25 protein-coding genes and 1 riboswitch are annotated in these 25,300 nt (G+C 49.1%); of the genes, 4 read left to right on the plus strand and 21 right to left on the minus strand.

Annotated features, from left to right (window positions below):
• Nucleotides 1–15: 15 nt before the first annotated feature.
• The 11 genes from BW931_RS10490 to ric form a co-directional block, all read right to left on the minus strand.
• Entirely contained in the window at nt 16–1,029 is a 1,014-nt protein-coding gene (locus tag BW931_RS10490) for a ThiF family adenylyltransferase (RefSeq protein ID WP_076572134.1), read from the minus strand.
• A complete protein-coding gene (locus tag BW931_RS10495; protein WP_076572136.1) occupies nt 1,026–2,534 on the minus strand; it encodes a nitrate/nitrite transporter in 1,509 nt (502 codons plus the stop codon). Before BW931_RS10495 ends, BW931_RS10490 begins: the two co-directional genes overlap by 4 nt.
• 48 nt (nt 2,535–2,582) lie before the next feature.
• Nucleotides 2,583–3,116, minus strand: coding sequence for a hemerythrin domain-containing protein (locus tag BW931_RS10500; RefSeq protein WP_076572138.1), 534 nt, complete (start codon nt 3,114–3,116; stop codon nt 2,583–2,585).
• A gap of 18 nt (nt 3,117–3,134) precedes the next feature.
• Nucleotides 3,135–3,818, minus strand: a complete 684-nt coding sequence (gene narI / locus BW931_RS10505; RefSeq protein ID WP_076572140.1) for a respiratory nitrate reductase subunit gamma — start codon at nt 3,816–3,818, stop codon at nt 3,135–3,137.
• Nucleotides 3,815–4,384 carry a nitrate reductase molybdenum cofactor assembly chaperone gene (locus tag BW931_RS10510; RefSeq protein ID WP_076572142.1) on the minus strand — a complete coding sequence of 190 codons (570 nt, stop codon included), beginning with the start codon at nt 4,382–4,384 and terminating at the stop codon, nt 3,815–3,817. The genes narI and BW931_RS10510 overlap by 4 nt, the downstream gene beginning before the upstream one ends.
• Nucleotides 4,377–5,915 carry a nitrate reductase subunit beta gene (gene narH, locus BW931_RS10515; RefSeq protein ID WP_076572144.1) on the minus strand — a complete coding sequence of 513 codons (1,539 nt, stop codon included), beginning with the start codon at nt 5,913–5,915 and terminating at the stop codon, nt 4,377–4,379. Before narH ends, BW931_RS10510 begins: the two co-directional genes overlap by 8 nt.
• Complete coding sequence (locus BW931_RS10520; protein ID WP_407690204.1) at nt 5,905–9,579, minus strand: nitrate reductase subunit alpha; 3,675 nt, start codon at nt 9,577–9,579, stop codon at nt 5,905–5,907. Before BW931_RS10520 ends, narH begins: the two co-directional genes overlap by 11 nt.
• Nucleotides 9,580–9,661: 82 nt before the next feature.
• Nucleotides 9,662–10,339: an ATP-binding cassette domain-containing protein gene (locus BW931_RS10525; protein WP_084193917.1), complete on the minus strand. Its 678-nt coding sequence runs from the start codon at nt 10,337–10,339 to the stop codon at nt 9,662–9,664.
• Complete coding sequence (modB, locus tag BW931_RS10530) at nt 10,340–11,005, minus strand: molybdate ABC transporter permease subunit (RefSeq protein WP_076572147.1); 666 nt, start codon at nt 11,003–11,005, stop codon at nt 10,340–10,342. It lies immediately after the preceding gene.
• Nucleotides 10,981–11,754, minus strand: a complete 774-nt coding sequence (modA, locus tag BW931_RS10535; protein ID WP_076572149.1) for a molybdate ABC transporter substrate-binding protein — start codon at nt 11,752–11,754, stop codon at nt 10,981–10,983. The genes modB and modA overlap by 25 nt, the downstream gene beginning before the upstream one ends.
• Nucleotides 11,755–11,759: 5 nt before the next feature.
• The gene (gene ric / locus BW931_RS10540; RefSeq protein ID WP_084193925.1) at nt 11,760–12,449 is read right to left on the minus strand and encodes an iron-sulfur cluster repair di-iron protein; all 690 of its coding nucleotides are present in this window, start codon (nt 12,447–12,449) and stop codon (nt 11,760–11,762) included.
• Nucleotides 12,450–12,639: 190 nt separating this feature from the next.
• Here ric and BW931_RS10545 point away from each other — a divergent pair, with 190 nt between their 5' ends.
• Nucleotides 12,640–13,059 carry a hypothetical protein gene (locus BW931_RS10545; protein ID WP_076572151.1) on the plus strand — a complete coding sequence of 140 codons (420 nt, stop codon included), beginning with the start codon at nt 12,640–12,642 and terminating at the stop codon, nt 13,057–13,059.
• 2 nt (nt 13,060–13,061) lie between these two features.
• On the opposite strand, the gene BW931_RS10550 is transcribed toward BW931_RS10545, so the two are convergent.
• From BW931_RS10550 to BW931_RS10580, 7 genes are all read right to left on the minus strand, one after another.
• Nucleotides 13,062–14,036, minus strand: coding sequence for a TDT family transporter (locus BW931_RS10550; protein WP_076572152.1), 975 nt, complete (start codon nt 14,034–14,036; stop codon nt 13,062–13,064).
• 77 nt (nt 14,037–14,113) lie between these two features.
• Nucleotides 14,114–14,881 carry an energy-coupling factor transporter transmembrane component T family protein gene (locus tag BW931_RS10555; protein ID WP_084193918.1) on the minus strand — a complete coding sequence of 256 codons (768 nt, stop codon included), beginning with the start codon at nt 14,879–14,881 and terminating at the stop codon, nt 14,114–14,116.
• On the minus strand, nt 14,868–16,430 hold the full coding sequence (locus tag BW931_RS10560) for an ABC transporter ATP-binding protein (RefSeq protein WP_159435700.1): 1,563 nt from the start codon (nt 16,428–16,430) through the stop codon (nt 14,868–14,870). Before BW931_RS10560 ends, BW931_RS10555 begins: the two co-directional genes overlap by 14 nt.
• Complete coding sequence (locus BW931_RS10565; protein ID WP_076572157.1) at nt 16,430–17,008, minus strand: ECF transporter S component; 579 nt, start codon at nt 17,006–17,008, stop codon at nt 16,430–16,432. Before BW931_RS10565 ends, BW931_RS10560 begins: the two co-directional genes overlap by 1 nt.
• Entirely contained in the window at nt 17,005–17,601 is a 597-nt protein-coding gene (locus BW931_RS10570; protein WP_008589047.1) for a YkoF family thiamine/hydroxymethylpyrimidine-binding protein, read from the minus strand. The genes BW931_RS10565 and BW931_RS10570 overlap by 4 nt, the downstream gene beginning before the upstream one ends.
• 84 nt (nt 17,602–17,685) lie before the next feature.
• Nucleotides 17,686–17,788: riboswitch (TPP riboswitch) on the minus strand.
• 86 nt (nt 17,789–17,874) lie between these two features.
• Entirely contained in the window at nt 17,875–18,522 is a 648-nt protein-coding gene (locus BW931_RS10575) for an SDR family oxidoreductase (RefSeq protein ID WP_076572158.1), read from the minus strand.
• Nucleotides 18,523–18,536: 14 nt separating this feature from the next.
• Complete coding sequence (locus BW931_RS10580; RefSeq protein WP_076572160.1) at nt 18,537–19,169, minus strand: NAD(P)-dependent oxidoreductase; 633 nt, start codon at nt 19,167–19,169, stop codon at nt 18,537–18,539.
• A 179-nt stretch (nt 19,170–19,348) separates the two neighbouring features.
• Here BW931_RS10580 and BW931_RS10585 point away from each other — a divergent pair, with 179 nt between their 5' ends.
• Nucleotides 19,349–20,935: a BCCT family transporter gene (locus BW931_RS10585; protein ID WP_084193920.1), complete on the plus strand. Its 1,587-nt coding sequence runs from the start codon at nt 19,349–19,351 to the stop codon at nt 20,933–20,935.
• 69 nt (nt 20,936–21,004) lie between these two features.
• Here BW931_RS10585 and BW931_RS10590 read toward each other — a convergent pair whose 3' ends face one another.
• Genes BW931_RS10590 through BW931_RS10600 form a run of 3 tightly spaced genes read right to left on the minus strand, consistent with a single transcriptional unit; the run spans nt 21,005 to nt 23,127 of the window.
• Nucleotides 21,005–21,985 (minus strand): HNH endonuclease signature motif containing protein, encoded by a 981-nt coding sequence (locus tag BW931_RS10590; RefSeq protein WP_076572162.1) that lies wholly within the window; start codon nt 21,983–21,985, stop codon nt 21,005–21,007.
• On the minus strand, nt 21,982–22,731 hold the full coding sequence (locus BW931_RS10595) for a potassium channel family protein (protein WP_076572164.1): 750 nt from the start codon (nt 22,729–22,731) through the stop codon (nt 21,982–21,984). The genes BW931_RS10590 and BW931_RS10595 overlap by 4 nt, the downstream gene beginning before the upstream one ends.
• Nucleotides 22,732–22,764: 33 nt before the next feature.
• A complete protein-coding gene (locus BW931_RS10600; RefSeq protein WP_076572166.1) occupies nt 22,765–23,127 on the minus strand; it encodes a VOC family protein in 363 nt (120 codons plus the stop codon).
• A gap of 294 nt (nt 23,128–23,421) precedes the next feature.
• On the opposite strand from BW931_RS10600, the gene BW931_RS10605 reads away from it, so the two are divergent.
• On the plus strand, nt 23,422–24,522 hold the full coding sequence (locus BW931_RS10605; RefSeq protein WP_076572168.1) for an oxidoreductase: 1,101 nt from the start codon (nt 23,422–23,424) through the stop codon (nt 24,520–24,522).
• Between the two features lie 89 nt (nt 24,523–24,611).
• Nucleotides 24,612–25,289: a dethiobiotin synthase gene (gene bioD, locus BW931_RS10610; RefSeq protein ID WP_076572170.1), complete on the plus strand. Its 678-nt coding sequence runs from the start codon at nt 24,612–24,614 to the stop codon at nt 25,287–25,289.
• The last annotated feature ends 11 nt before the right edge of the window (nt 25,290–25,300 follow it).

Consider the following 25,300-nt stretch of genomic DNA (forward strand, 5'->3'; position numbering starts at 1 on the left):
TTCGCCCACCTCCTCTCAGCCAAAAATCGAAGCATACAGTCTTTTTCCTTCCTCAGGCTCGGAAACCCCGTGAATCAGCATCCGCCCCCGTTCGAACAACAACATCCTGTGACCATTCAGCTCTCCCTGGATAAATAATCCGGTTCTTTTGTAAGGTATGGACATTCTCCGCATCATTTCTTCCCCTTCCTGAAGAGAAATCTTCCGGTGAGCAGGAGGGTGGATATGTACCGCTCCTCTGCCACACAGTACGGACACTCCTCCGGTTTCATGAAAGGAGGGATATGCAGGAGAACTTCCGCATGTAGGACATGTGGCATTTTTCATGCCGTGTGTCCGAATCTTCTGATGTTCTCCGCTCCATATATCTTCCAGTTTAAAAATACCGCCGCATGCCCCGGACCCCGTAATCAGCTGAAAAATATCCACTGTCTGTCTGGCTGCAGTAATCTGGACAGCCGGAGCCAGTGCTCCAGCAGTTTCGCACGTCTCCTTCGCTCCGGTGAGCGTTTCATAGAGACAGCGAAAACAGGCATTGTGGCCCGGAACTACGGTCATCTGGATACTCGTACTTCCCGAAAGACTGCCATACACCCAGGGGACGCCGAGCATGTGAGCGACATCATTGATTACGTAAGCTGTATCGAAATTGTCTGAAGCGTCGACGATTACGTCCGATGAAGAAGCCACTTTATGGAGAAACGGTCCGTCTGTGTAGTGAGGCCATATTTTGATATCCACCTCTTTGTTAATGTGTTCCAGTCTGACCTGGGCAGCTTCCACCTTCAGCCGCCTCTTTTCCGCGTCTTCTTCGGTGAACAGCTGCTGGCGCTGGAGGTTGGACCACTCCACTTCATCAAAGTCGATAAGATGAATCCGTCCCGCACCGGCTCTGGTCAGCGTTTCGGCAACAGTCGTTCCCAACGCCCCGCAACCGACGATAGTGATTTCCGCTTCCCTGATTTTTTTCTGACCGCTTTCCCCGATTGCCCCAAATCTCACCTGCTTATCATAACGATCTGTGCTCATGCTTCCCCTTCTTTCTTCTCCTCCGTAATATCCGAAAATGTAGCTACGTACTTAATGACATTGCCAGCTTCATCCGTCACAGGGTTGATAGTGAGCCATTCCACATACAGCTCTCCACTTTTTCTTCTGTTCCATATTTCTCCCTGCCAGTGTCCGGTTCTTCTTATCGACTCCCACATCCGGTCGTAAAAATTTTTCGGCTGTTTGCCTGATTTAAGTAAAGCCGGGGTGTTACCAAGCGCTTCTTCCCGCGAATAACCGGTGAGTTTTTCGAAGGAAGGGTTCACCTCCACAATTTTTCCTTTCGTATCCGTCACCATCATTCCCTGACCGGAAGAATGGAAAATGGAAATCTGGTTATTCAGACTGTCCTGATACATCAGCCACATAACAAGAATCAGACTGGCAAGCGATACCTGCGACAAAAGCATGAACCCGATTGCATAGTGCCCGGTGATCGCAAACACTCCAGTAAGTATCAGTGGAGGAAAAAATCCGCCGAGACCTCCCATCATTGAGATAATCCCGTTCGCGATACCCGCCTGGGAGTGGAAATAGGTAGGAACCAGTTTAAAGACGACCCCGTTCCCGACCCCTGCCGAAACAGCTATAGCTATCGCACCCACTGTATAAAGAGCAAGAGAGGGTGAAAAAGCCAGAAGGATGGCAGCGACAGTATAGGCTATGAATACCCCGATCAGCATCTTCAACGGGGAGAACTTATCGGCCACCGCTCCTCCGACAGGTCTCATCAGTGTTGCCACAACAATGAATCCGGCTGTACGAAGCCCCGCATCGATTTCCTCGAGAGCGAAATTCGTAACGAGAGAGTTGGGGAGGTAAACGGTGAATGCTACAAAAGATCCGAACGTTATAAAATAAAACAGAGAGAAGATCCACAGTTTTTCATTTTTATAAACTGCCCGGATCTGCTGCATAATCGGCTGTTTCACCTTTTTCTCATTCCGGTCCCCGACAAATATATTCAGAACTGCGAAGGCCAGAAGCAGAATAAGGTAAACTTTAATGGTCGCCTGCCACCCTATGGATGTAGCGATAACAGGTGCTGCAAAGGTAGTGACCGCCGTCCCTATATTCCCTGCCCCGTATACCCCGTTGACGAACCCGTGCTTTTCTTTCGGATAATACTTAGGAAGAGAGGTGACTCCTACTGAGAAAATGGCCCCTCCGACTCCGAGAAACAAACCTCCGATCAAAAGGTCTGTGAACGTTGATGCTTCACTTATGTAAAATACAGGGAACATCAACAGTATAAAACTAATGATAAAGACGAGACGGGCCCCGTACACATTCGCAAAATACCCGAGCGGGATTCTTAATATGGAACCGAGAATCACAGGTACTGCTGTAACCAGAGCCACCCGTTCAGGAGCGATAGTCACATCTTCCTGGATAAACGGAAGAAGAGATGAAATGATGACCCATACCATAAATCCGACGACAAGGTTCATCGTCTGCAGAGGAAGTTGTATTTTCCTGATCACTTTTCCTCCACCTCCTTTTTCGACTTATTTGCTGTTGTTATTTTTTGTTTACTGCGTAATCAGGGAACGAAGATCTTCGACGAGCGGTTCAAGATCTTTTGTCAACATGACTCTGTCCACCATCGGAAAGAGAACCGTTTCCTCTTTGACGAAGTGGAGGATTAATACTTCGAATGCTTCCCCGGCATCCTCCGTCATTTTCCGAAGCTGTTCGTAAGAATACTCCTCAAGATCACCCCTCGAATGAAAAAAGAAATGACCGATGTATCCCTCGATTTCCTTATGTTCTTCTTCTATAGACATGATTGGCCCCTGTTCTTTCCCTATATACAGAGCCAGAGCCGGGAAGAAGTGTTTTTCCTCTTTATCCGTGTGGTTTTTTAAAGGTTCAAGAAAAGATTTAAGACGGTCCCTGAGTTCTTTAAAAGCTGCACGCGCTTCTTTCATGTCTTTATGACGGTTGTTTGCGAAATCAAGTACGATAGCATGCCACTCTTCCATCAGGTACTGTAAATACTTGTGTTCATTTTCGAGAATACGCGTCGCTTTATTCTTCGTTTGAAATTTCTGTTCTTCCCACATCGTAACCCCTCCTTCTGCCTATGCTCTTCGTTTATGACGACGATATAGAATGTGACTTCTGCCAACGTAATGAACCGGTACACTCCACACGTGCACGAGACGGGTGTAAGGCCATAAACCGAAAATGAGAAAACCTGTAATGGCATGCACTTTAAAAGTAAAAGGCACATTTGCCATGTAAGAAGCATCAGGCCGGAGAATAAGGAGATCACGGAACCAGACGGAAATCGTGTCCCTGTAATCAAAACCGGGCTGTACATTATTCGTTACCAAAGTAGCGTAAACACCGAGAAAAACAATGAACAAAAGTAACGCGTTTACGATAATATCCGAACTCGTACTCAATTTCCTTACGGCACTTATGGAGACGCGCCGGTAAGTCAAAAGCAACATCCCGACAAGCGTCACGACTCCAAACAGACCACCCACATATAAAGCTCCCAAATGATATAAATGATCGTTCACACCTACAGCTCTCATCCATTCTTTTGGGATGCCGAGTCCTGCCACATGTCCGAAAATAACGGGAATAATTCCTATATGAAACAGAAGACTTCCAATCATAAGCTGTTTCTTTTCTATGAACTCACTCGATTTCGCCGTCCAGCTGAACTGATCATGACGATAGCGGAATATGTGACCGATGACGAATGAGACGATACACATATAGGGAAGGATTACCCACAAAAACTGCGAACTCACTGGACACTCACCTCTTCTTCCTTCACACAGGAACGCAGGGTTCTGCGCAAACTTTTGACCAGCGGAAGGTAAGGGTGGTCGTGCTTTTCCAAAGCTTCACGCAAATGGAAAGTTCCGTCTTCCAGCACTGCAAACAACAGGGCGAAACTCTGCCGGGAACGTTCATCCTCCAGCCAGTCGCCGATGTGAACAAATTCACACATAAGAGGAAGGAAATCCGACAGTTCGCCTTTCGGCATATTCAATCCATACATCTCATACATCACCTTTAACCTGGCAAGCATCTGACCGCGTTCCTTGCTGTCCTCAAATTTTGCAAAAGTCATGTAGAGAGTCAGACTTTTTTCGAAATCGAACGTTGCCGTATAGTATTCCTGAACTTCTGCATGAGACCATTTTTTCATGTTTTTCCAGTAAGTCTCCGCACCCCTGTACCCCGGGTCTTCCGGGGTAAAAGAAGCGCGGAAAAATTCTTCATCAAAAATTCCCGGTTCGGGGTAGGCAAGATGATGACTGTAGTAAGCAAAGGCGGAGCGTTGTTTATCAAGCTTGTTCAAATCAATCACGCCAGATCCCTCCATAGAAATTATCCTCATAAATTTCTTTACCTGATTTGGCACCCGCCGGCATCATCGGTCCACATCCGTCGCAATCCGAGCCGAAACCTTCGGAGCCCTGGGCACGATAAGGGTTGCTGTAACTTTCACGGTGAGAGGTAGGAATGACGAAACGATCTTCATATTTAGCGATGGAAAGCAGACGATACATCTTTTGTGTCTGTTTCGCCGTCAGTCCCACCCGCTCCAGACGAGTCTCGTCAAACTCTTTTCCGCTCGACAACGCTCTCATGTAGGAACGCATCATAGCCATTCTCTGCAAAGAGCTCTTCACTGATTCCGTATCCCCTGCGGTAAGCATATTCGCCAGATACTGGATAGGGTTTCTCATCTCTTCAATAGCCGGGAAAATCATGTCCGGATTTTTGATGGAATCTTTTCCTTCGAAATAGCTCATGATCGGGCTGAGCGGAGGTACGTACCATACCATCGGAAGGGTACGGTATTCCGGGTGAAGCGGAAAAGCAAGCTTATACTCAATTGCGAGTTTATATACCGGAGAATCCTGAGCAGCTTCCAGCCAATCCTCCGTAATGCCGTCACGTCGAGCCTGTTCCTGGACTTCAGGGTCATGAGGATCAAGAAAAAGGTCGCACTGTGCTTCATAAAGGTCTTTCTCATCAGGTGTTGCGGCAACTTCCTGGACACGGTCTGCATCATAAAGCAGAACTCCGAGGTACCGGATGCGGCCTGTACATGTTTCAGAACAAACGGTCGGAAGTCCGCTTTCGATTCTCGGATAGCAGAACGTACATTTTTCTGCTTTGTTCGTCTGCCAGTTGAAATATACTTTTTTATACGGGCACCCCGTCATACAGTATCTCCATCCGCGGCATGCTTCCTGGTCGACAAGAACGATGCCGTCTTCGTCACGTTTATACATCGCACCGGACGGGCAAGAGGCGACACAACTCGGGTTCAGACAGTGTTCACAAAGTCGTGGCAGGTACATCATGAAAGATTTTTCGAAATTGAATTTGATCTCTTCTTCGATTTTTTCGATATTCGGGTCCTGTGGTCCCGTAATATGACCGCCGGCCAGATCGTCTTCCCAGTTCGGTCCCCATTCAGGATCCATTTTTTCACCCGTTATTGCCGAATGAGCACGAGCCACGGGTGTGTGCTTTCCGTCTTCTTTATTTGTCAGATTTTCATAGTTGTAAGTCCACGGCTCGTAATAGTCTTTCATTTCCGGCATATCCGGGTTATTGAAAATTTTCCCCAGGGCTATTTTTGATAATTTGGTGCCGGATTTCAGTTGGAGCTTGCCGTTCTTGACTTCCCAGCCGCCCTTATACTGTTCCTGGTCCTCCCAGCGCTTAGGGTAACCGATGCCGGGCTTTGTCTCTACGTTGTTGAACCACATGTATTCCGCACCCGGACGATTCGTCCAGGTGCTTTTACAGGTAACACTGCATGTGTGACAGCCGATACATTTATCCAGATTCATTACCATTGCTACTTGAGCTTTAATCTTCAAGCCAGTCAACCTCCTTCATTTTTCTTACTGCTACGTATACGTCTCTCTGGTTACCGATAGGGCCGTAATAATTGAAGCCGTAACTGAGTTGAGCGTATCCTCCAACCATCTGTGTCGGTTTCACGTGAATTTTTGTAGGAGCGTTGTGACTGCCGCCCCGCTGTCCGGTAATTTTCGAACCCGGAACCTGAATGTGTTTATCCTGGGCGTGATACATAAACATCGTTCCCTGGGGAATCCGGTGACTGACGACTGCTCTTGCTGTTACCACACCGTTACGATTGTATACTTCAAGCCACTCGTTATCGCTTATATCATGAGCTTCGGCGTCAATATCACTGATCCAGACCGTAGGCCCTCCGCGGAAAAGCGTAAGCATGTGCAGATTGTCCTGGTACGTGCTGTGGATATTCCACTTTCCGTGCGGAGTGAGATAACGGAGGACGAGTGAGTCCTTGCCACCTACTATCTTCTTATCTCTCGAACCGAACACCATTGGTGGCAGGGTCGGTTTAAAAACCGGAAGAGACTCACCGAACTGCAGGAATATTTCATGATCGATGTAAAAATGCTGCCGGCCTGTCAGAGTACGGAACGGTACTTTGCGTTCAATATTCGTAGTAAACGGAGAGTACCTTTTCTTCCCTTTGTTTGAACCGGTGAACACGGCGGTCGGTATCACTTCCCTCGGCTGGGCGGTGATTTGATCGAAAGTGATCTTTTCCGCGGCACGGTCGGAAGATATATCTTTCAGTTCCACTCCCGTATCCTTTTCCAATGCTTCATAGGAGCGCTGGGAGACGGCGCCGTTCGTGGCGGAAGAAACATGCAGCATTGCGTTCGCAACCTGCCGGCCCGTTTTCAGCATAGGGAGTCCTTCCCCTGCGTGACCTTCTTCATCCTGAACGCCGTTGATCAGCTTCAGTTCCTCATATTCTTCACTTACCGGGAACGAGACCCCGTGAGCGCCGACCTTTCCGTTGATCAGATTCGGACCGAGCGTCGTATACTTTTCGTGAATCTTCGTGTAGTCGCGCTCTACAATGGAAATGTTCGGCATAGTCTTCCCGGGGATCGCTTCGATTTCCCCTTTCTTCCAATCTTTCACTTCTCCGTTGGGTTGTGCTATTTCCTGTGGCGAGTCGTGACCGAGAGGACTTGTAACTACGTCTTCGTAAACTCCCGGAAGATGGTCTTCGGCCATTCTGGAAAAGACACGGGCCAGGGAACGATAGATATCCCAGTCCGAGCGGGCTTCCCATAAAGGATCGATAGCCGGATTGAACGGATGCACGAACGGATGCATATCCGTGGAGGACAAATCTGTTTTTTCATACCATGTGGCTGCCGGAAGAACAACATCCGCATACAGCGGGGTGGAAGTCATCCGGAAATCGAGAGCTACAAGCAAATCAAGCTTTCCGTTCTTCTCCTCACTCCATTCGACTTCCTCGGGCTTATCGTCTTCGTTCACTTCGGACATAAGTCCGTCGGAAGCTCCAAGCAGGTGTTTCAGAAAATATTCCTGACCTTTGGCAGAACTTGAAATCAGATTCGAACGCCAGACGAAAAGAGTGCTCGGGAAGTTCTCTTTCGCCCCTGGCTCTTCTACGGCAAAACGCATTTTCTTCTCTTTCAGCTGATCCACAATATCCTGTACGATATCTGCGGATGTTTTGCTGCCCCGGTCTCTTGCTTCTTTCGTCAGATGCAGACTGTTTTTATTGAACTGTGGATAAGACGGAAGCCAACCGAGACGAGCTGCCAGCACGTTGTAATCAGCCGGATGTTTATATCGGAGTTTCCCTCCGAGCGGCGATTTCAGAGCTTCGGTGCCCATTTCTTCGTATTTCCACTGATCGGTCGCAAAGTAGAAGTAAGATGTTGCATTCTGAAGACGTGGCGGACCCTGCCAGTCTTTCGCAAACGCAATCGTCGACCATCCTTCGATCGGACGGCATTTTTCCTGACCTACGTAGTGCGCCCAGCCGCCTCCGTTTTTACCCTGGGAAGCTGTAAGCGTTACAAGATTCAAAATCGAGCGGTAGATTGTATCACTATTGAACCAGTGATTAATGCCGGCTCCCATGATGATCATCGAACGGCCGTCGGTATCAATAGCGTTCTGCGCGAACTCTCTCGCTACCTGTGTCACTACCGACGCTTTCACTCCTGTGATTTTTTCCTGCCAGGCAGGCGTATAAAAGGAAGAGGCATCCTCATAACTTTCTGCATGATGAGTGCTGTTACTTCTCTTCACCCCGTACTGGCTCAGCATAAGATCGTAAACTGTCGTGATTTTCTTTTCCGTGCCGTCAGCGAGAGTGATTGTCCTCACAGGAATCGAACGGGTAAAGAGATCATTTCCATTCGCATCAAACGATGGAAAGACGATCTCTTTCCATTCCGTTCCTTCCGACTCTGTCGTCAATGCGGGCTGTATGTACGACCCGTCTTCTTTTTCAAGGGATAGGTTCCACTTCACGTCCTCTTCCCAGCGCTGTCCCATCGTGCCATTCGGCACCGTGATTTCTCCATTCGTCTCATCGATAAGAACCGGCTTCCATTCCGCGTTTTCGGAAGCCCCTCCGAGATCCGCTTCCCTCAGAAAACGCCCCGCTTTCCATGCATCTTCATGTTCTTCCAGCATGATCAGAAAAGGAAGGTCGGTAAATTGCCTGGAGTAATCAAGAAAAAGCTTTTCCTGTCTCTGTTCGTAAAATTCATCGAGGATAACGTGGGTCATCGCTTGAGCGAGGGCAGCATCCGTACCGGGATGAGGAGCCAGCCAATTGTCGGCGAATTTTACGTTTTCTGCGTGATCCGGAGCTACGGAAACCACTTTTGCTCCTTTGTAGCGCACTTCCGTCATGAAGTGGGCATCCGGTGTCCTTGTAAGAGGAACGTTCGACCCCCACATAATGATGTAGCCCGAGTTGTACCAGTCGGAAGATTCAGGGACGTCCGTCTGTTCTCCCCATATTTGCGGGGAGGAAGGAGGAAGGTCCGCATACCAGTCATAGAAACTGAGCATTTCTCCGCCGATAAGATTAATGAAACGGGCACCTGAAGCGTAACTCACCATAGACATGGCAGGGATTGGAGTAAACCCGGCAATCCGGTCCGGACCGGTGTTTTTAATAGTGTAAATGAGCTGAGCGGAGATGAGTTCGAGCGTATCATTCCAAGGCACGCGAACGTGTCCGCCCTTTCCTCTGGCCTTTTTGTAAATACTGGCCTTTTCTTCATCTTCCACAATGCTGGCCCAGGCTGCTACAGGATCTTCATGTTCTTCGCGGGCTTCTTTCCAGAGACGCCACAGTTTCCCCCGCATATACGGGTATTTCACGCGGAGCGGGCTGTATTCGTACCATGAAAATGATGCTCCCCTCGGGCAGCCTCTCGGTTCGAATTCCGGCATATCAGGACCACACGATGGATAATCGATCTGCTGGTTTTCCCATGTGATAATGCCGTTTTTCACAAAAACTTTCCAACTGCAGGAACCCGTGCAGTTGACGCCGTGGGTCGTTCTAACCACTTTGTCGTGCGACCAGCGGTTCCGGTACATGTTTTCCCAGTCTCTGCTTTTTTCTTCCAGAAGGGACCAGTCTCCCGAATACCGCTCTACCGGTTTGAAAAATTTAGGTTTCCACTTTTTCATCTTCATTAATATCTCCCCTTCGCAAGCGCTGAACAACTTTGTCTATATATCCAATTATGTAAGAGAGATAAAAAAAAAGATATCAGGCATCTCCCTGATATCTTGTGGGGAATACCCCTATTTTGTCCGGGGCGTTCCTCAGTGTTCCAAACTCCATAAAAAAGCGGTCAGTACCCATTCTGGAAGCCTCTTCCCTGTCGTGCGTTACGAGTACGGAGGGAATTCCCCTACGCGGGTCCAATAAGATATCCTGACAAACCTTTCTCGTTTTCGCATCAAGTGAAGAAAACGGTTCATCCAGCAGAAGAGCTTCGGGTTCCGAAGCCAACGTCCGGAGAAGATTCACCCTCTGCTTCTCCCCGCCCGATAGGTTACCCGGGTATGCGGAAAGCAACCTGTCCACCCCGGTTTCCAGCAGAAGATCTTTCATCCACGGCTCCTTCAGAACGTCTGCATTCGAGAATGATATATTCGAAGCGGTCGTCATGTGCGGAAAAAGATACGGCTGTTGAAACACATGGCCGATCCGTCTGGACCTGGGCGGGACATCGATTCCTTTATCAGAATCAAAAAGAACCTTTTCTCCCAGATAGAGTACACCCTCATCCGGCGCCCCGACTCCGGAGAGCATATTCAGAAACGTCGTTTTCCCCGCTCCCGAGTGGCCTGTCACTACAGTGATGCTACTCTTGAATTCAAAAGAAATATCGAGAATCATTGTGCCCTGCCTTTTCACGAATCTTCCTGATAACCTATTCATTCACCTCTCTCCTTCCCCTGGAGTGATACGATTCAATGTAAAAATAACGGTAACGCCAAGAACCAGCAGGAGGGCAGTCCAGCCGAAAGCCTTTTCCCACTCTCCGGTCTCCACAGCAAAATAGATAGCTATGGGCAGAGTGTCCGTTCTCCCAGGAATGTATCCAGCTATCATCAGGGTCGCCCCGAACTCCCCGATTCCCCTGGCGAAGCTTAACAGCCCTCCAGCTGCCAGGCCGGGCCAGGCCAACGGCAGGATGACGGAAAAAAAGATCTTTTTCTCCGAAGTTCCAAGAGTACGTGCGGCATGTATGTAGCCGTCATCCACTTTCTGGAAAGCGGCTTTTGCGCTTTGGTACATAAGAGGGAAGGATACGACAGCAGAAGCCAGGACGGCTCCGCTCAATGAAAAATATATGTGCATGTCGACAAGACCAAGCACCTGTCCGAGCGGTCCATTCCTGCCGAATAGATAGACGAGTCCAAAACCGAGAACCGTAGGAGGAAGAACCATCGGCAGCATAAAAAACGGTTCCACCCAACTTCTCCTTTTCCAGGCTGTCTTCTTCATCCGGAAAGCGGCCCACGTTCCCGTTATAATAACGAGCAGGGTCGACAGAATCGACACTCTTAACGAAAGCCCTACCGGCGACCACCATTCCTCCATACTACCTTCTCCTCCCCGGCCGGAAGAAAGCCACCTTCCCGGAACATGTCCATCGCTTCCGGCGACATCATCCAATCCGCTGTGTCACGTGCCTCCTCTCCCGCCCCGTGACTGACACCGAGCTGATAATGAATATCGACCCCGGATTCAAGAGGCGTGTGAGGATAGCTTGTCCTTCTTGCGTCCGAACCATAAACAATACCCGCGTCCGCCTGCTTCACCCGTACGTAGCGAAAGACCTGAAATGCATCCTTCCCGTACACCCGGGTCGTATCTGCGGCCGTCTTAACATCTTCGCTCTCCAAATATTTCTTCGTATAAACTCCAAGAGGAACCCTGTTCAACTCCCCTAGCGCAAGAAAACCGATACCCTTTTGTTTCAAAAAAATTTCCGGGTGTTCCGGTGTTTCTCTATCACCCGTCACCAGGACAAGATCATTTTTTATAAATGTACGGACAGACGAAGCGTCTGTATAGCCTCCGTCTGTCATCTCTTCCATATCATAGGGGGAAGCTGATAAAAACACGTCGAACTGTGCTCCCTGTTTCACCTGATGAAGAAGCTGGGTACTTGAACCATAGTGAACAGTAACGGCCTTACCTGTATACTGTTCAATGCTTCCCCTCATATTTTCGAGAGTTTCATATAAGCTTGAGGCAGCGAATATTACAGTTCCTTCCTCTTCTGATTGCGAACATCCTCCGAGTAGCGATGCCGAAAACAAAAGTAACAGGAGAAACATTTTCATATGAGTCAGAACCGCTCTCTTACTTTACTGAATAATACGTTATTCTCCAGGTGAATATGTTCAAAAGTGTTTTTTTCAAGCTCGCCGAGGCGCGTGAAAACGAGTCGGAATGTATTACAGGCTCCTTCCGGCGGTTGAAAATCATTAGTCAGCATGCGGATTTCTTTCAGCAGTGTACCGGTTTTCTCATGTTCTTCTTCCAGACCTTCAACATGAGGAGCAAGAAGCTCTTTTCTCTCTTCACCAGGATTCTTTTTGTACTGACGAATTTGTGGAAATACCACCTCTTCTTCTTCCTCGGTATGGCGAAGCAGCTCCCTGTGCAGGCCGTCGTAGATTTCTCTGATACGGTTAAGCTCGGGGTGCTTCCCTCCGTGCACTCTCGAAACTTTAAGCACGTATGGAGCCAGTGATGGAAGTTCCTGCCTCAAAAAGTTATGGTATCTGCCTTCTATAAGTCCCATCAGTTCTTCTTCCGTCATATTCTGGGGTTCGACCGGACCTGAGATCTCTCTGTCTCTCGCCAGCTGGTTGATGGTATGAAGAATATCTTCTGCATTTTCCCCGCGTTTATCGGAAGCTTCTTTCAGCGACACGCGTCCGCCGCAGCAGAAGTCTATCCGTTTCTCCCGGAAAAGATCAGCCGCCTGGGGAACATCCGTTACTATATCTGCCACCAGCATATCTTCAGTCATCGTCCTCACTATTATCCACTCCCTTTGAATTCTTATCTTAATTATAGAAGATGGCAATGATTAAACCTATTAGGGAACTCCCTGTTTTTTTACGGAAACTTCCCCTAACTGATAAATTAAGGGAATCCCCCGATGCCGGACAGACCCCCGGGTATGCTATGATAAATAACAAGAAAGGGGACGATGCAAAGTGTCAGGACCATCTCTACGAAAAAAACAGCCCCACCATGCCATCCACGAAGGAGGCTTGAGCGGAGCTGTCCAGAAAACCGACCAGTTGAAACAGTCTATGCAAATAAAGGACAATCAAAAAATTGAAGCGTGTATCCAGGATCTTGTCGACTACTGGGAGACGAGAATACTCAGTCATGCTGATGCCGAGGAGGAGGAGGGGGGCCTCTATTACGAAATAGCTCACAATCAGCCGGACAAAAAAGAGGACATCATGCAGCTCACAAGAGACCATGATATCCTCCGTATACTTGTGCGTCAGATTAAGGAAGAAGCAGAGACGACGAACGACTACGGGCACATTCTCAATAAATTCAACGCTTTAATGATTGTTAATGAGATTCACAGCAGGGACGAAGAACGCCTGCTCGAAGAATAACGTTACGGATGGGCTCCTCCCGGGGCGCCTTCCGTTTTTTGTTTCATGAAAATGATCACTTCCGCTGCCAGCAGAAGTATGACGACCCACCCCCACACGTTGAGCAGCAGTCCTGTATGAACGTGGGATGTAAAAGCGAAAAACATACCGAATGTGAAGTTCCGCGACCACTGGGAGATGTGATATGTAAACACACCTTCCCTCCATCCGTACTTCCGGATACGCCGGCGGGCCCGTACCAGTTCTATACTTTCAATGAAAAGGAGGACTGCGAAAGTCCCCCACCAGAACATCGCAATCGTCTCTTCCGTAAAAGATCCGGAGATGACCATGGCGAACCCGCTGATGGAGAGCGCTCCGTGAAAAATGCAGTTCGTATTACTCCAGTCGTCCGCGAGCGTCCCTTTTGAATTCCAGAAGTAATGACGGATGATGACTATCGCTCCTGCTGTATACATTAAAAGTCCGAACAGAACACCGAGAGGCGGGATGTCCGGCTGTACGAGTACGTTCCACACGATAACGAGCGACTGCGTGGCGACAGCGGCAAGCAAAATCACTCCGTGCGGGGCATGAGCCTCCGGAGTTCTCCACAAGTTATAGAAATGCCTCAGGCAGTGGTAGATGTAATAGCCATATAAAAGCGTGTTCAGTGCGATAACGACTGTTACGACGGGTGCAAAATCCGGATAATAAAGAAGGATCACTTTAGCAGAAACCGAAATGCCGGCCACCCACGTCCCCATCGAGAAGAAATTCACGGGGTTGTTCAAAAACCCTTTCCGGAACTCTCTGCTTGAAAACTGCAGCCCCAGAGCTATGAGGATACCGGCTGCTCCTGTCAGGAACAAAGAAATAAAGACCGGTCTCATAATCGGCGGGAATGGGAGAAGATTCATACTCGTGTGCAAAAAAATCCCGAACGCCATCACAATCGCTCCGGCGGCAGGATTAATGATTTTCCTGTTCGTTACCATACTCTATGTTCCTCTCTACTATGCTCTCCTTATTCTATCAAAGAATGCCCCTAAGTACGAAGGAACAGAGTGAAAACTCACAGCTGCCCCTGATACCAGGAGAAATAATCGAACCGGAGGCTGAGCAGAATCAGCAGCAGGAAGATCGCCCCCATACCGGCCGGGAACAGCCAGTCTTTCTTCCGCACACGAATATTCCGGTAGAACGTCCGCTCCCGGGTGCCGGTAAATCCTTTCGATTCCATAGCTACAGCCGTCCTTTCCGCTTTGCGGATCGCCCCGGCCAGTAAAGGTACGGCAAAACGCCGGTAACGTTTCCACCTGCTTTCCCGACCCATGCCGCGCACCCTGTGAGCGGCACGGATCTGCCGGAATTCTGTCGTGAGCATCGGCAGGAACCGGTACCCCGCCATGATGCCGTAAGCCAGCTTCGGGGGAAGCCGGAGCTGCTGCATCAGACTTAGCAGGAATTCCACCATGTTTGTTGTGAAAATGAATAAAAGAGACATCGTTGCAAAGGCGAGGACACGGAAACTGAGAGATAACGCCACAAGCACATCCTCCCGCGGCACTTCCCACCAGATGAGACCGATCGTTTCAGCAGGGTTTTTCGGCGCGTCCGCAAAAGCGATCGTCGTCCATAGCATACCGATAGCGAATATAGTAAAAGGTATCAGATAGAACAGGTAGTATTTCCGGCGGAAATCACCGAACAGAAAAGTTACGGCAATCGTGCACAAGGTGAACAGCGCGGGAGTCACCGGATCAAACAGCAAAGCCAGTGCTACCACAAGTCCCAAAATAGTAAGAGCTTTCACACTCGGATTCAGATTATTGAGGTACATACATATCCCCCTTTATCAGCCTGTTCGTCCTTACACGAAAAGGTTCCTTAAGCTGAAAGGCGGCCAGATCTTCATTCCATAATTCATCCGGATCCCCCGTGAAGCCTATCTTTCTGTCCTTCATAACCACGACCCTGGTAGCATAGCGATCGACGAGATCCATATCGTGAGTAATCATTACGATCGTCGTACCCGCCCGGTGTTTTTCTTCGAGAAGATTCATAAGACGGCTGGTGGACTTTGCATCCTGTCCGAACGTAGGCTCATCCAGAAAAAGTATTTCCTGATTCTTCACGAGCATAGTCGCCACACTCAGCCGCCGCTTCTCCCCCTGACTCAGCGTGAAAGGATGAAACTCTTTTCGGTCCGTAAGTCCACACCACTCCAGCAGTTCCTCTATTTTCTCATCCTCCGCCCCGCTGTACGCCAGTTCCTCCCATACACTGTCCGTGAGAAACTGGTGTTCAGGGTTCTGGAAGGCGTATCCTGCATGCTGAAACCAGTCTTTGTCCGGGAAGGGGCGGGTGATTCTTCCGGAGGAGACCGGATCGATGCCCGCAAGAAGCCGACACAGGGTGGTTTTTCCGCTTCCATTAGGTCCCGTGACCGCCGTAAAAGAACCTTCGGAAATCGTTACATTCACGTTGGAGAAGATAGATTTGTAACTGATTCCCGATGCCTGCATGAGGGAGGGACCGTTCTCCCTGTGGGGTGGTGCTTTCAAAGGAGCGGAAAGTCCGGGAGCAAGTCCGCGGGCCGTAAGCGGGTACGGCGGAGCGGTTCTTCCGGATTCCATCGCCACTCTTACAGCTCCAGGCACAGCTATCCCTTCTTCGTAAAGAGAACGGGCATAACGATCGACCCCCTGCTGCAGAGGGCCGTCGTAAAACAGACTGCCGTTTCTTCCAAGCATCAGCACCCGGTCTGTTATATCGATCCAGGGGTCAAGGTCATGCTCAATAACGAAAATCGTTACATTTTTCAACTCTTTCAAAGAACGGAGCAGAGAAACAAATTCATCGGTAGCTACGGGGTCGAGATTCGCTGTCGGTTCATCCAGAACGATCACCGGAGGCTCCATAGCAAGTATGCAGGCGAGGGCCAGCTTCTGTTTCTCTCCCCCGGAAAGAGAAATGACCGCCGCTTCCTTCTTGTGGAGGAGTCCCACCTCCTCAAGAGCAGTCTCCACTCTCTTTTCCATCTTTTCAGAAGGAACACATATATTTTCAAGCCCGAACGCCACTTCATCCTCCACCGTAAGCATGCAGAACTGCGTTTCCGGGTCCTGAAATACAGTCCCTACTCTCCGGCTCATCGTCCCGGTGGCAGCATCTTTGACCGGCTTACCTTCAAACGTCACTTCTCCTTCCATTGTACCCTCGAGCTCTTTCGGATAAATTCCCGTCAGGCACCGGCTGAGCGTGCTTTTTCCCGAACCGCTTGCCCCGAGCAGAAGTACACATTCCTTTTCCCCGAGCGAGAACGTTACGTTCTGGAGAATCGGGGCATCCATATCATCGTACTGCAGGGACAAATTTTGTACATTCATCATGCAGCATGCTTCTTCCGTTTTTCTTTGCCGAGAGCAAATCCCGAAAGAACGCCGGTTTTCGCCAGAGCGTCACTCAGAGCTTTTCCGGCCACTCCCGCAAGAATCGCTCCGCTGACAAGGCGCGTCACAAACATCAGCAGTACATACCCGCCGGCAAGTGCTGCGTACCCGGACTGGAAGTATCCCCAGACGAAGCTGAAGACGGCGGCCATCATTCCGGAGAACATAAGTGTCCCGAGGTTGTAGCGGCGATACCCGGTCATGGCGAACGCCGATTCCGCACCGAGACCCTGGATCATTCCGCTGATCAGAAGCATGGGACCTGCTGCGTTCCCGAGCAGTACTTCGACAGTAGCCGCAATGGTTTCGGAAAGAAAAGCGGCGCCGGGTTTTCTGATAATATAAGCAGCGATAATAGAAACGATGAACCAGATGCCGAAGATAAAGTCATAACCGATTGGTCCGAAGAAACCCGTCAGTATTTTCCCCACAGGGAGAAAAGCGAGGTAAACGACTGCGAATACGACGGAAAGTACCGACATGACCACTATTTCCTTCAGTTTCCAATTCTTCATTTATTTCCTCTTTCCTGGGATGGACTGTTTGCGGACATCGCTACAGTCATTACGGTATGGGAAGAACCACTTTTCTCTGTGTCGCTGAACACTTCTTCAAGACCTTTGAACATCGTATTCGTATCCCCTGACAGCTTAGTGGCATAGTGAGCTTCGGAGACCTCAATCCCACTTTCTTTCATACGTTCAATCCCCTTGTATATAACGTCCATATAATTTCCGCCACCCATCGGGTAAAGGGAGAATTTTGCGCCGGTGTACTGATCCAGATCCCACAGCCCGTTTTCCGGCTTTTCTTTATGCCCGGTATATTGGTCACCCTCGGAATCTCCCGGGCACCCGACAGAAAACGTTGCATTCAGGGCTGTGTGTACCCCTGTTTCGGCTACACGCAGGAACACTGCCCGCGTCACGTCAAATACGTGCTCGATATCCCCGCGTACCGTCGTCGTCACTTCATCCGTATTCATCCATACTTTTGAAGTATCGATTTTTTCCAGAGCTCCCTTGATCTTTTCCTTGAAGTCATCACTCATCGGGTGAACCGAAAAAGAGCATCCTGCAATTTTCACATTTTCCTGCTGCTGACTCATACATAATTCCTCCTTTTAATAAAACAAAAAAGACTGCATCCGATTCGCGGGACGCAGTCTGTATCATTAAAAGAGTTTGCCGTTTTTATTCAGACTGCACTTCCCCACGCTGGTACTAACCAGATCGGGTCCAAAGGGTCAGAATTCAATTCTTCTCAGCCGTGAGCCGGCTCCCCCAGTGCATGAAACGATATGCAGTTTTTTGTTGTTTGAATTTATCATAAAGCATGCAGAAAATTTTGTAAACCGTCGTTTTCCGCTCGATATTTACGTTTACACCATTTTCAGAGCTTCCATTACGGGAGATTCGCCTTTCGTAACCTGAAACTCCTTGTTAACAAGATGAGGACTGTTCAACGTCTCCACTATAACTTTCGCGACATCTTCCCGCGGGACTTCGTCGCGCGGAATTTCCTCGCCTGCGTTCACTTTCCCCGTACCTTCGTCATTGGTAAGGCGGCCCGGATGGATGATGGTATACTCCAGACCGGAAGCGCGGAGCCATTCGTCCGCATAAAACTTACAGGCCGCATACGGACGGAAGTCTTCACTTCCCCAGCTGCCGCGCCTCGTATCGAAAGAGCTGATAAGAGCAAAGCGGCTTACGCCTTTCTGTTTCGCTGCTTCCATCATTTTCGCGGCTCCGTCCAGATCTATCATGATGGTTTTATCCTTCCCGGTATGAGGTCCGGACCCGGCAGCAAACACGACGGCATCCACGTCATCCATCAATGCGGCAAGCACATCGATTTCATCTTCCAGATCCGCAACAGCCACTCCTGCACCCAGGTTTTCAAAAAAGGATGCCTGTGTTTTATCGCGGATCATCGCTTTAGCTTCGAACTGTTCACTTTCCTGAAGCAGACGGACGAGATGTTTTCCTATCTGACCGTTCGCTCCGGCAACAAGAACTTTTTTCATATAATCCCGCCTTTCTAGTTACTTACAACAGGTGACTCCCTTACATAGTCGTTTGTTTCTGCCAAGTCTGCGAGAAATTGGGCTACGCTCGCACGCGACACACTCATTCCTACTTCATGTTTTCCTAAATAACCGATTTTAAGCGGCTTCTCCGCTTTGTCCGTAAGGAAGCCGGCACGTACCAGTGTCCAGCCCAGATCCGTACTCCGGATAGCTGTGGCCATACGTTCAATTTCACGCTGATTGTTGGCAAAGCCGAGGCGCAGTGCGGAAGCGACCGCATTTCGGCGGTAGTCTTTCTCGTCATTCGGGTCCTTGACGATGCCCGTCGTAATACCGACAAACCGTTTTGTTCCTGTTTCTCCCATCGTTTCTACGATGTTGATGACTCCTTCACTGAGCCTCTGCCTTTTAACGCGCCCGGAAGGACCTAGAAGGCTGATGACGGCGTCCATTCCGTCTACCGTTTCTTTGATTTTCTCCCGTTCATCCAGTGTACCTTCGATTATCGCTAGCCGGTCGTGCTCCATCGGATACAACTTTTCCGGACTTCTGGCATAGGCGTACACTTCGTGACCGCGACCGAGCAGCTTATCTATCAGCCGGAGACCGGTGGAGCCCGTACCTCCAAATACCGCTATTTTCACTGATACCTCTCCTTTCTCCTTACATACTGTACCTCTTTCATTTTCCCAAATTACCATCTCCGAAACAACTAATAGCTTATGTGGGATAAAGCCTTTACATTTGGGGTGTTATCCCTGTAACATTAAAAAGTGAATAACCACTCATCACTACGTCTTATACCTACCAAGGAGGAAATCACGTGGCAACTAAGAAGAAAAAGTATAAGTTTATGAACACGACCTTCTGGTCTTCTTTCCTCATCATTTTAGCCTTTACTATCTGGGGAGGATTGGCACCGGATACGTTAGCAACCCAGGCAGACACAGTGTACAGCTTTATAGCTAACACGTTTGGCTGGTTCTACCTTATCTTCGTATTTGCTCTCATCATTTTCAACTTCTACCTTGCTTTCAGTAAGTATGGAAGCATCCGTCTCGGCGGTGACGAGACACGCCCGAAATACCCTTTCTACACCTGGATTGCCATGCTGTTCAGTGCAGGGTTCGGTGTCAGTATCGTTTTCTGGGGCGTTGCCGAACCGATGACGCACTTCGGTACTCCCCCGCCATTTGAACCCGGAGTGGAAGCCGGGACAGCGGAGGCTGCCCGTATCGCCATGTGGAACGCTTTCTTCAATAACGGCATCCACCAGTGGGCTTCATTTACCTTCGTCGGTCTTGCCATCTCCTATTTCATTTACCGGCAGGAAGAACGTAGTCTTATGAGCGACACCCTTAACCCCGTCATAGGAGAAACCGGCAAGAAATCTCTGCGGCGCAGTATTGATACCATCGCGGTCATCGCGACCGTTATGGGGGTTGCTACCACTCTCGGTCTCAGTGTTCTGCAGATCAACAGCGGACTCGGAGCAACGTTCGGTATCGAGTCCGGGCAGACGACGCAAATTTTGATTGTACTGGCCATGTTCGTATTTTTCATGGTCTCCACGTTTTCAGGTCTTGACCGGGGGATCAAATACTTAAGTAACGTCAACCTCGGCCTCGCTCTTTTACTCATGGTCGTCGTTTTGTTCATAGGTCCGACAGGCTTCATACTTAACACTATTACTACAGGGATAGGGGATTACCTGCAGAACTTCTTCCAGGCAAGTCTCCGCCTCGGACATTATAGTGAAAGTACGTGGGTGCAGGAGTGGCCCGTCTACTACTGGGCATGGACCATCGCCTGGGCACCGTTTGTCGGAATGTTCGTAGCCCGTATTTCCAAAGGGCGTACTGTCCGCGAGTTCGTACTTGGAGTTATGGTCACGCCGCCGTTTCTCGGAATCATATGGATCGGGATATTCGGCGGGACAGCCATCCACTCCGATCTGTTCAACGGCACACAGATTGCCGCAGCCGTGGCGGAGAACGAAGCGACTGCTCTCTTCTCCCTATTTGAGCAGCTGCCGCTCGGAAGTATTCTTTCCTTCCTTTCCATCTGTTTACTGTTCACCTTCCTGGTCACCTCTGCCGACTCGGCTACCTTCGTACTCGGTATGATGACGACACAGGGAGACAGAGACCCTTCTGTAGTAATCAAAGGAATATGGGGGACGATGATAGCTCTGTTAGCTATTGTGCTGATCATCAGTGCCGGTCTGAATGGATTGCAGACAGCTTCTCTGATTGGAGCACTGCCATTCTCGATTGTCCTCTTCGTAGTCGCCGTCTCGCTGCTGATGACTATCAGAAGTGACTACAGGGAGACCCGCGAACGCAAGGATATAGCGAAACACCGTAAAATCGCCGAACATATTGAAGAAGAAGAGAATGGTGATTCATAAACAACTGACACGTAATATAATTAAAGCTCTGCCAATCATTGCGAAATTGGCAGAGCTCTTTTTCTTCGTTCATGGAGACCATCTTTCTTCAAAACCGTTCTGTTCCGAGTATTCGTACAGTAACTTCAATTTTTCCGGCCGGTAGTTGTATAGGCTGCGGTCCTCGTAGAGGAGTACGGGCTCCGCTTTTAAGTGTTCATTACGTTCTAAAATACACTCTAAATAATTATAATCGGGCAATTTATCGCTTTTATTCAAGTTGCAGGCCCTGCATGATAATACGAGATTCCATATATTATCCGACTGGATGAAAGACCAGGGGATAAAGTGATCGACGTGAGTCTGGTTTTGGGAAAGGTGTAAAGATCTTCCGCAATAAAAGCAGCTATTTTCAAATCGTGACAACAGAATATCTCTATAGGGATGGAGCGACTCCCGCTGAGCCACACTTTCCACTTTTCGCAACAGAAACTCACGGGTTACAGGATTATAATGCTCTATCATTTTTGCCAGATGATAATTTACGAGATCAGTGACAAGCCGCTGATATTTCAACAGAAACAAATGCGAATCCGGATGGAACTGAAAGTATTCAGATTGTTTTCGTCTGTCAAAACCATACAACTTCCCTTCAAAATCACTGTATAAAGCTCCAAAGACATATTTCTTCATAATTGGCTTCGCACACTCCAGGACGTAAACCTGATCTCCTGCCTGCAGCTGGTCAAAACTCAAATCTATCGGTAACTGCCATTCTTCACGGGCCCTCAGAACAGCAGCCGCCACCCCTGAATTTTGCGACCCCTGTTTCAGTCCGTGCCTGACCACCAGGTTCCAGTACGTTTTTACAAAAGAATACCCGATCTGATCATACGTCAACTGCAGCCGGGAATCAGCGTTATATAAATTCTCAATCAATGCTTTCAGAAGACCGAACTTATACGTCTGGGTCTTTTTACTTTTGTAAAAAAACATTGTGAACTGATACCAAATTTCGTCTTCCTCGAGAGAATGACTGTTTACTGTCCCGTGACCCGACTTCCAGCTCATTCCAGCTCACTCTCCTTTTCTGAAGCACCGGAACCTTTTCCTTTCATTTCATGAAGCATCGCTATGAGGCGCTCCACGTCCTGGTCACTCAAATCATTGAAATGATCGAGCTGCTTCTGGATAAACTCCACTTTCTCGTCTTTTTTTACTCCGTCTGTCAGAAAGAAAGTGGTGATGGAACTGGTGATCATCCCGATGAGACCGATTCCGACAAGCATGAGGACGATAGCGACCATTCGCCCTATCCCCGTCTCCGGAGAGATGTCGCCGTACCCTACTGTAGTGGTAGTGACGACCGACCACCATACGCCGTCCATGTAAGTGGTGATTGTGGGTTCGAATTCCTTGACCACGATTGCCGCTCCAAAAACAAGGATAAATGAGACACTCAGCACGAGATCCAGTCCGTTCGTTTTAATGATAGAGAACAGAGTGCCGAGGTATTTCCGTGAGACGGCGAAAAAGCGCAGAACGCGGAACAATCGTACAATCCTTGCTGTCTGGAAAATAGCGTCGAGAGGAAGGGCCGCAATGATATCAATAGGGTTCTTTTTTATGTATTGCCACTTTTTTTCTGCTGCTATAAATCTTATGAGGACGTCCGTGAAGAAGATGATCCAGACGTACCGGTTGATAGCCAGAAGTATTGGATTCTCCGTCCATATGAATAATACGGAAGCCAAAGCGAGGAATACGAGCGTAATTTCATACCCGATAATCCAGTTCTTTTTCGTTTTTGCTTTCATGTTATCCCTCCCCACCTATCGTAGAAGTCCTGTTCAGTCTACCCATTGCAGCAGTTCAATCCTGTTGCCGAACGGATCCTGTATATAACAGCGCTCTGCTCCCGGGAGCCTGTCATCCTTCTTCACTGCCACACCCCGGTCCTCAAGTGTGTCCACTGCTTCCTGCAGGTCGTCCACTTCAAACGCCGGGTGGGCTTTCCGGGCGGGAGTGAACGGTTCTTCTATACCGATGTGCAGCTGCTGGACACCGAGACTGAACCAGACGCCCCCGTTTTTCCGAAGACTATCCGGTTTCCCCACCTCTTCCATGCTGAGTATATCTCCGAAGAACTCCCGAGCTTTCTCTTCCCCGCCTTCCGGTGCTGCAAGTTGAATATGATCGATTCGTTTCAACATATCTTTTCCTCCCTTTCGGCTCTATGTCTCTCGTTTATTTTTAATATTATCATACATACGGATAACGTTTTGTATGGTAAAACGATTTTCTTCCGTCCTACGTCCCCGGGTAAGCACAGACCAACGGATCATTCTCTTTTTGGGCCAAACAGATTACGTGCGTTTGCTCTTACGTTCTTATAAACTATGGTACATTCCTGGCTGATCGGCCTATATGTTTTGAAATCGAGAAAAACGGATATTGCCATTTAAGTATGGTGACACTAATCTTTCACCTAAGGAGTGAATAACGATATGCTATTCAGAGAATATGACTTGTTGAACCAGAACGTTAAGAACCGGTTTGTCGTCGCACCGATGACACGCGTCAGTGCAGAAGAGGACGGACAGCCGAATGATACGATGAAAGACTATTACACCCGATTCGCCAAAGGCGGGTTCGGCACGATTGTGACGGAAGGGATCTATCCCGATCAAAGCTTCAGCCAGGGGTACAGCCACCAGCCCGGTCTGGCCACAGCCATCCATGCCGACGGCTGGAAACCGATTGTGGATGCTGTTCATGAAGAAGGTACGGCTATTATTGCGCAGTTAATGCATGCCGGAGCGCAGATGCAAGCGAACAGATACTCCGATGAATCTATCGCACCTTCTGCCGTGCAGCCTAAGGGAGAACAACTCAGCTTTTACGGTGGTTCCGGCCCTTTCCCGGTACCGCGCGCTATGGATGATCACGATTTCAGAGAAGTGAAAGAAAGTTTTGTTCACAGTGCCCTTCGCGCTAAAGAAGCGGGATTCGACGGTGTGGAACTGCACGGAGCGAACGGTTATCTTCTCGACCAGTTCCTCACGGATTACTTTAACCTCCGTAACGATGAATACGGCGGCTCGCCCGAAAACAGAGTTAAATTCGTTCTTGAAGTGATTGAAGAAGTCCGTGCTGCCGTCGGTGAAGACTACCCTGTAGATATCCGTATTTCGCAGGCGAAAGCAGCCGACGGAGAACACAAGTGGGCAGGGGGTGAAGAAGAGGCACGCACAATTTTCGAAGCTCTCGGTAATGCGCCTCTCGACTTTGTTCACACTACAGACCCTGATGCTGCAGCGTCTTCTTTCGGAGAAAATACGAAAACGCTGGCTGAAGCAGCAAAACTGTTCAGCGGCCTGCCGGTCATCGCCAACGGTAAACTTACCGATCCGGTGAAAGCGGCCCAGCTTCTGAAAGAAGGACAGGCGGACCTTATCGCAGTAGGAACCGGAGCTCTCGCCAACCCGGATCTTCCAAATCTGATAGACAAAGGGGAAGATTTAAGAGAGTTCGATTTCAAAGAAATCATGCTTCCTCAGGCGAACATTAAAGACCATGAGCTGAACCAGAATATCTTCAACGGATAATTTTCATGAAAACGGCCCCGGTGCGGGTCGTTTTCTTTTTTCTGCCGTATGTTTTTTCTGGTAGGATAAATGTAGAAAGGAAGAGATCAATGCCAGGTATATTCGTAACAGGAACCCATTCAAATGTAGGAAAAACTTCATTCATCACTGCACTCGTAGCGTCCCTCAGGGAAAAGGGGATCGATGCTGTTCCGTACAAACCCGTACAGTGCGGAGCGACAGAGGCCGGAACCTCCCCGGACGCTGACAGATACCGGGAGGTCTATGAACCCGGGCTCGGGGATGTACTGTGTACATATCTGTTCAAGTCGAAAGTGTCCCCCCATCTCGCCGCTTCCCTTGAAGGTACGCTCATCGAACCCGACCGTATTCTTCGCGACTTCTCCTACCTGGAGAAAATGCATGATCTCGTCATCGTGGAAGGCTCCGGGGGAATTGCCGTTCCGTTGATTGACGAACAGTACGGGACCCCTGAACTGATGAACGACCTAGGGCTGCCGGGGCTTCTGATTGCAGATGCCGATATCGGGACTCTTAACCAGACGACGATAACAGCTTCTTATGCCCGCGGGAAGAATGTGGATCTCCGGGGGATCGTGCTTAACCGCTACCCCGAATTTCCGTCCATCGGCATTCGTCATAACCCCGAGATGCTTGAACGAACAACCGGACTCCCGGTACTCGGAAAAGTTCCGGAAACCGAAGAGCCGGACCTGTCCCTGTACCGCACCATCTATTCGGATTTCCTTGAAACACTCAAATACTGAACCCGAAGGAG

Source organism: Salimicrobium salexigens (assembly GCF_900156705.1).
In the GTDB taxonomy this organism is placed as follows: Bacteria; Bacillota; Bacilli; order Bacillales; family Halobacillaceae; genus Salimicrobium; species Salimicrobium album.

Excerpts from the sequence above, each read along its gene's own strand:
- BW931_RS10490 (WP_076572134.1), bottom strand. The coding sequence starts at position 1,029 with ATGAGCACAGATCGTTATGATAAGCAGGTGAGATTTGGGGCAATCGGG.
- BW931_RS10500 (WP_076572138.1), bottom strand. The coding sequence starts at position 3,116 with ATGTGGGAAGAACAGAAATTTCAAACGAAGAATAAAGCGACGCGTATT.
- BW931_RS10520 (WP_407690204.1), bottom strand. The coding sequence starts at position 9,579 with ATGAAAAAGTGGAAACCTAAATTTTTCAAACCGGTAGAGCGGTATTCG.
- BW931_RS10525 (WP_084193917.1), bottom strand. The coding sequence starts at position 10,339 with ATGAATAGGTTATCAGGAAGATTCGTGAAAAGGCAGGGCACAATGATT.
- modB (WP_076572147.1), bottom strand. The coding sequence starts at position 11,005 with ATGGAGGAATGGTGGTCGCCGGTAGGGCTTTCGTTAAGAGTGTCGATT.
- modA (WP_076572149.1), bottom strand. The coding sequence starts at position 11,754 with ATGAAAATGTTTCTCCTGTTACTTTTGTTTTCGGCATCGCTACTCGGA.
- ric (WP_084193925.1), bottom strand. The coding sequence starts at position 12,449 with ATGACTGAAGATATGCTGGTGGCAGATATAGTAACGGATGTTCCCCAG.
- BW931_RS10550 (WP_076572152.1), bottom strand. The coding sequence starts at position 14,036 with ATGGTAACGAACAGGAAAATCATTAATCCTGCCGCCGGAGCGATTGTG.
- BW931_RS10555 (WP_084193918.1), bottom strand. The coding sequence starts at position 14,881 with ATGTACCTCAATAATCTGAATCCGAGTGTGAAAGCTCTTACTATTTTG.
- BW931_RS10560 (WP_159435700.1), bottom strand. The coding sequence starts at position 16,430 with ATGAATGTACAAAATTTGTCCCTGCAGTACGATGATATGGATGCCCCG.
- BW931_RS10565 (WP_076572157.1), bottom strand. The coding sequence starts at position 17,008 with ATGAAGAATTGGAAACTGAAGGAAATAGTGGTCATGTCGGTACTTTCC.
- BW931_RS10570 (WP_008589047.1), bottom strand. The coding sequence starts at position 17,601 with ATGAGTCAGCAGCAGGAAAATGTGAAAATTGCAGGATGCTCTTTTTCG.
- BW931_RS10575 (WP_076572158.1), bottom strand. The coding sequence starts at position 18,522 with ATGAAAAAAGTTCTTGTTGCCGGAGCGAACGGTCAGATAGGAAAACAT.
- BW931_RS10590 (WP_076572162.1), bottom strand. The coding sequence starts at position 21,985 with ATGAGCTGGAAGTCGGGTCACGGGACAGTAAACAGTCATTCTCTCGAG.
- BW931_RS10595 (WP_076572164.1), bottom strand. The coding sequence starts at position 22,731 with ATGAAAGCAAAAACGAAAAAGAACTGGATTATCGGGTATGAAATTACG.
- BW931_RS10600 (WP_076572166.1), bottom strand. The coding sequence starts at position 23,127 with ATGTTGAAACGAATCGATCATATTCAACTTGCAGCACCGGAAGGCGGG.
- BW931_RS10605 (WP_076572168.1), top strand. The coding sequence starts at position 23,422 with ATGCTATTCAGAGAATATGACTTGTTGAACCAGAACGTTAAGAACCGG.
- bioD (WP_076572170.1), top strand. The coding sequence starts at position 24,612 with ATGCCAGGTATATTCGTAACAGGAACCCATTCAAATGTAGGAAAAACT.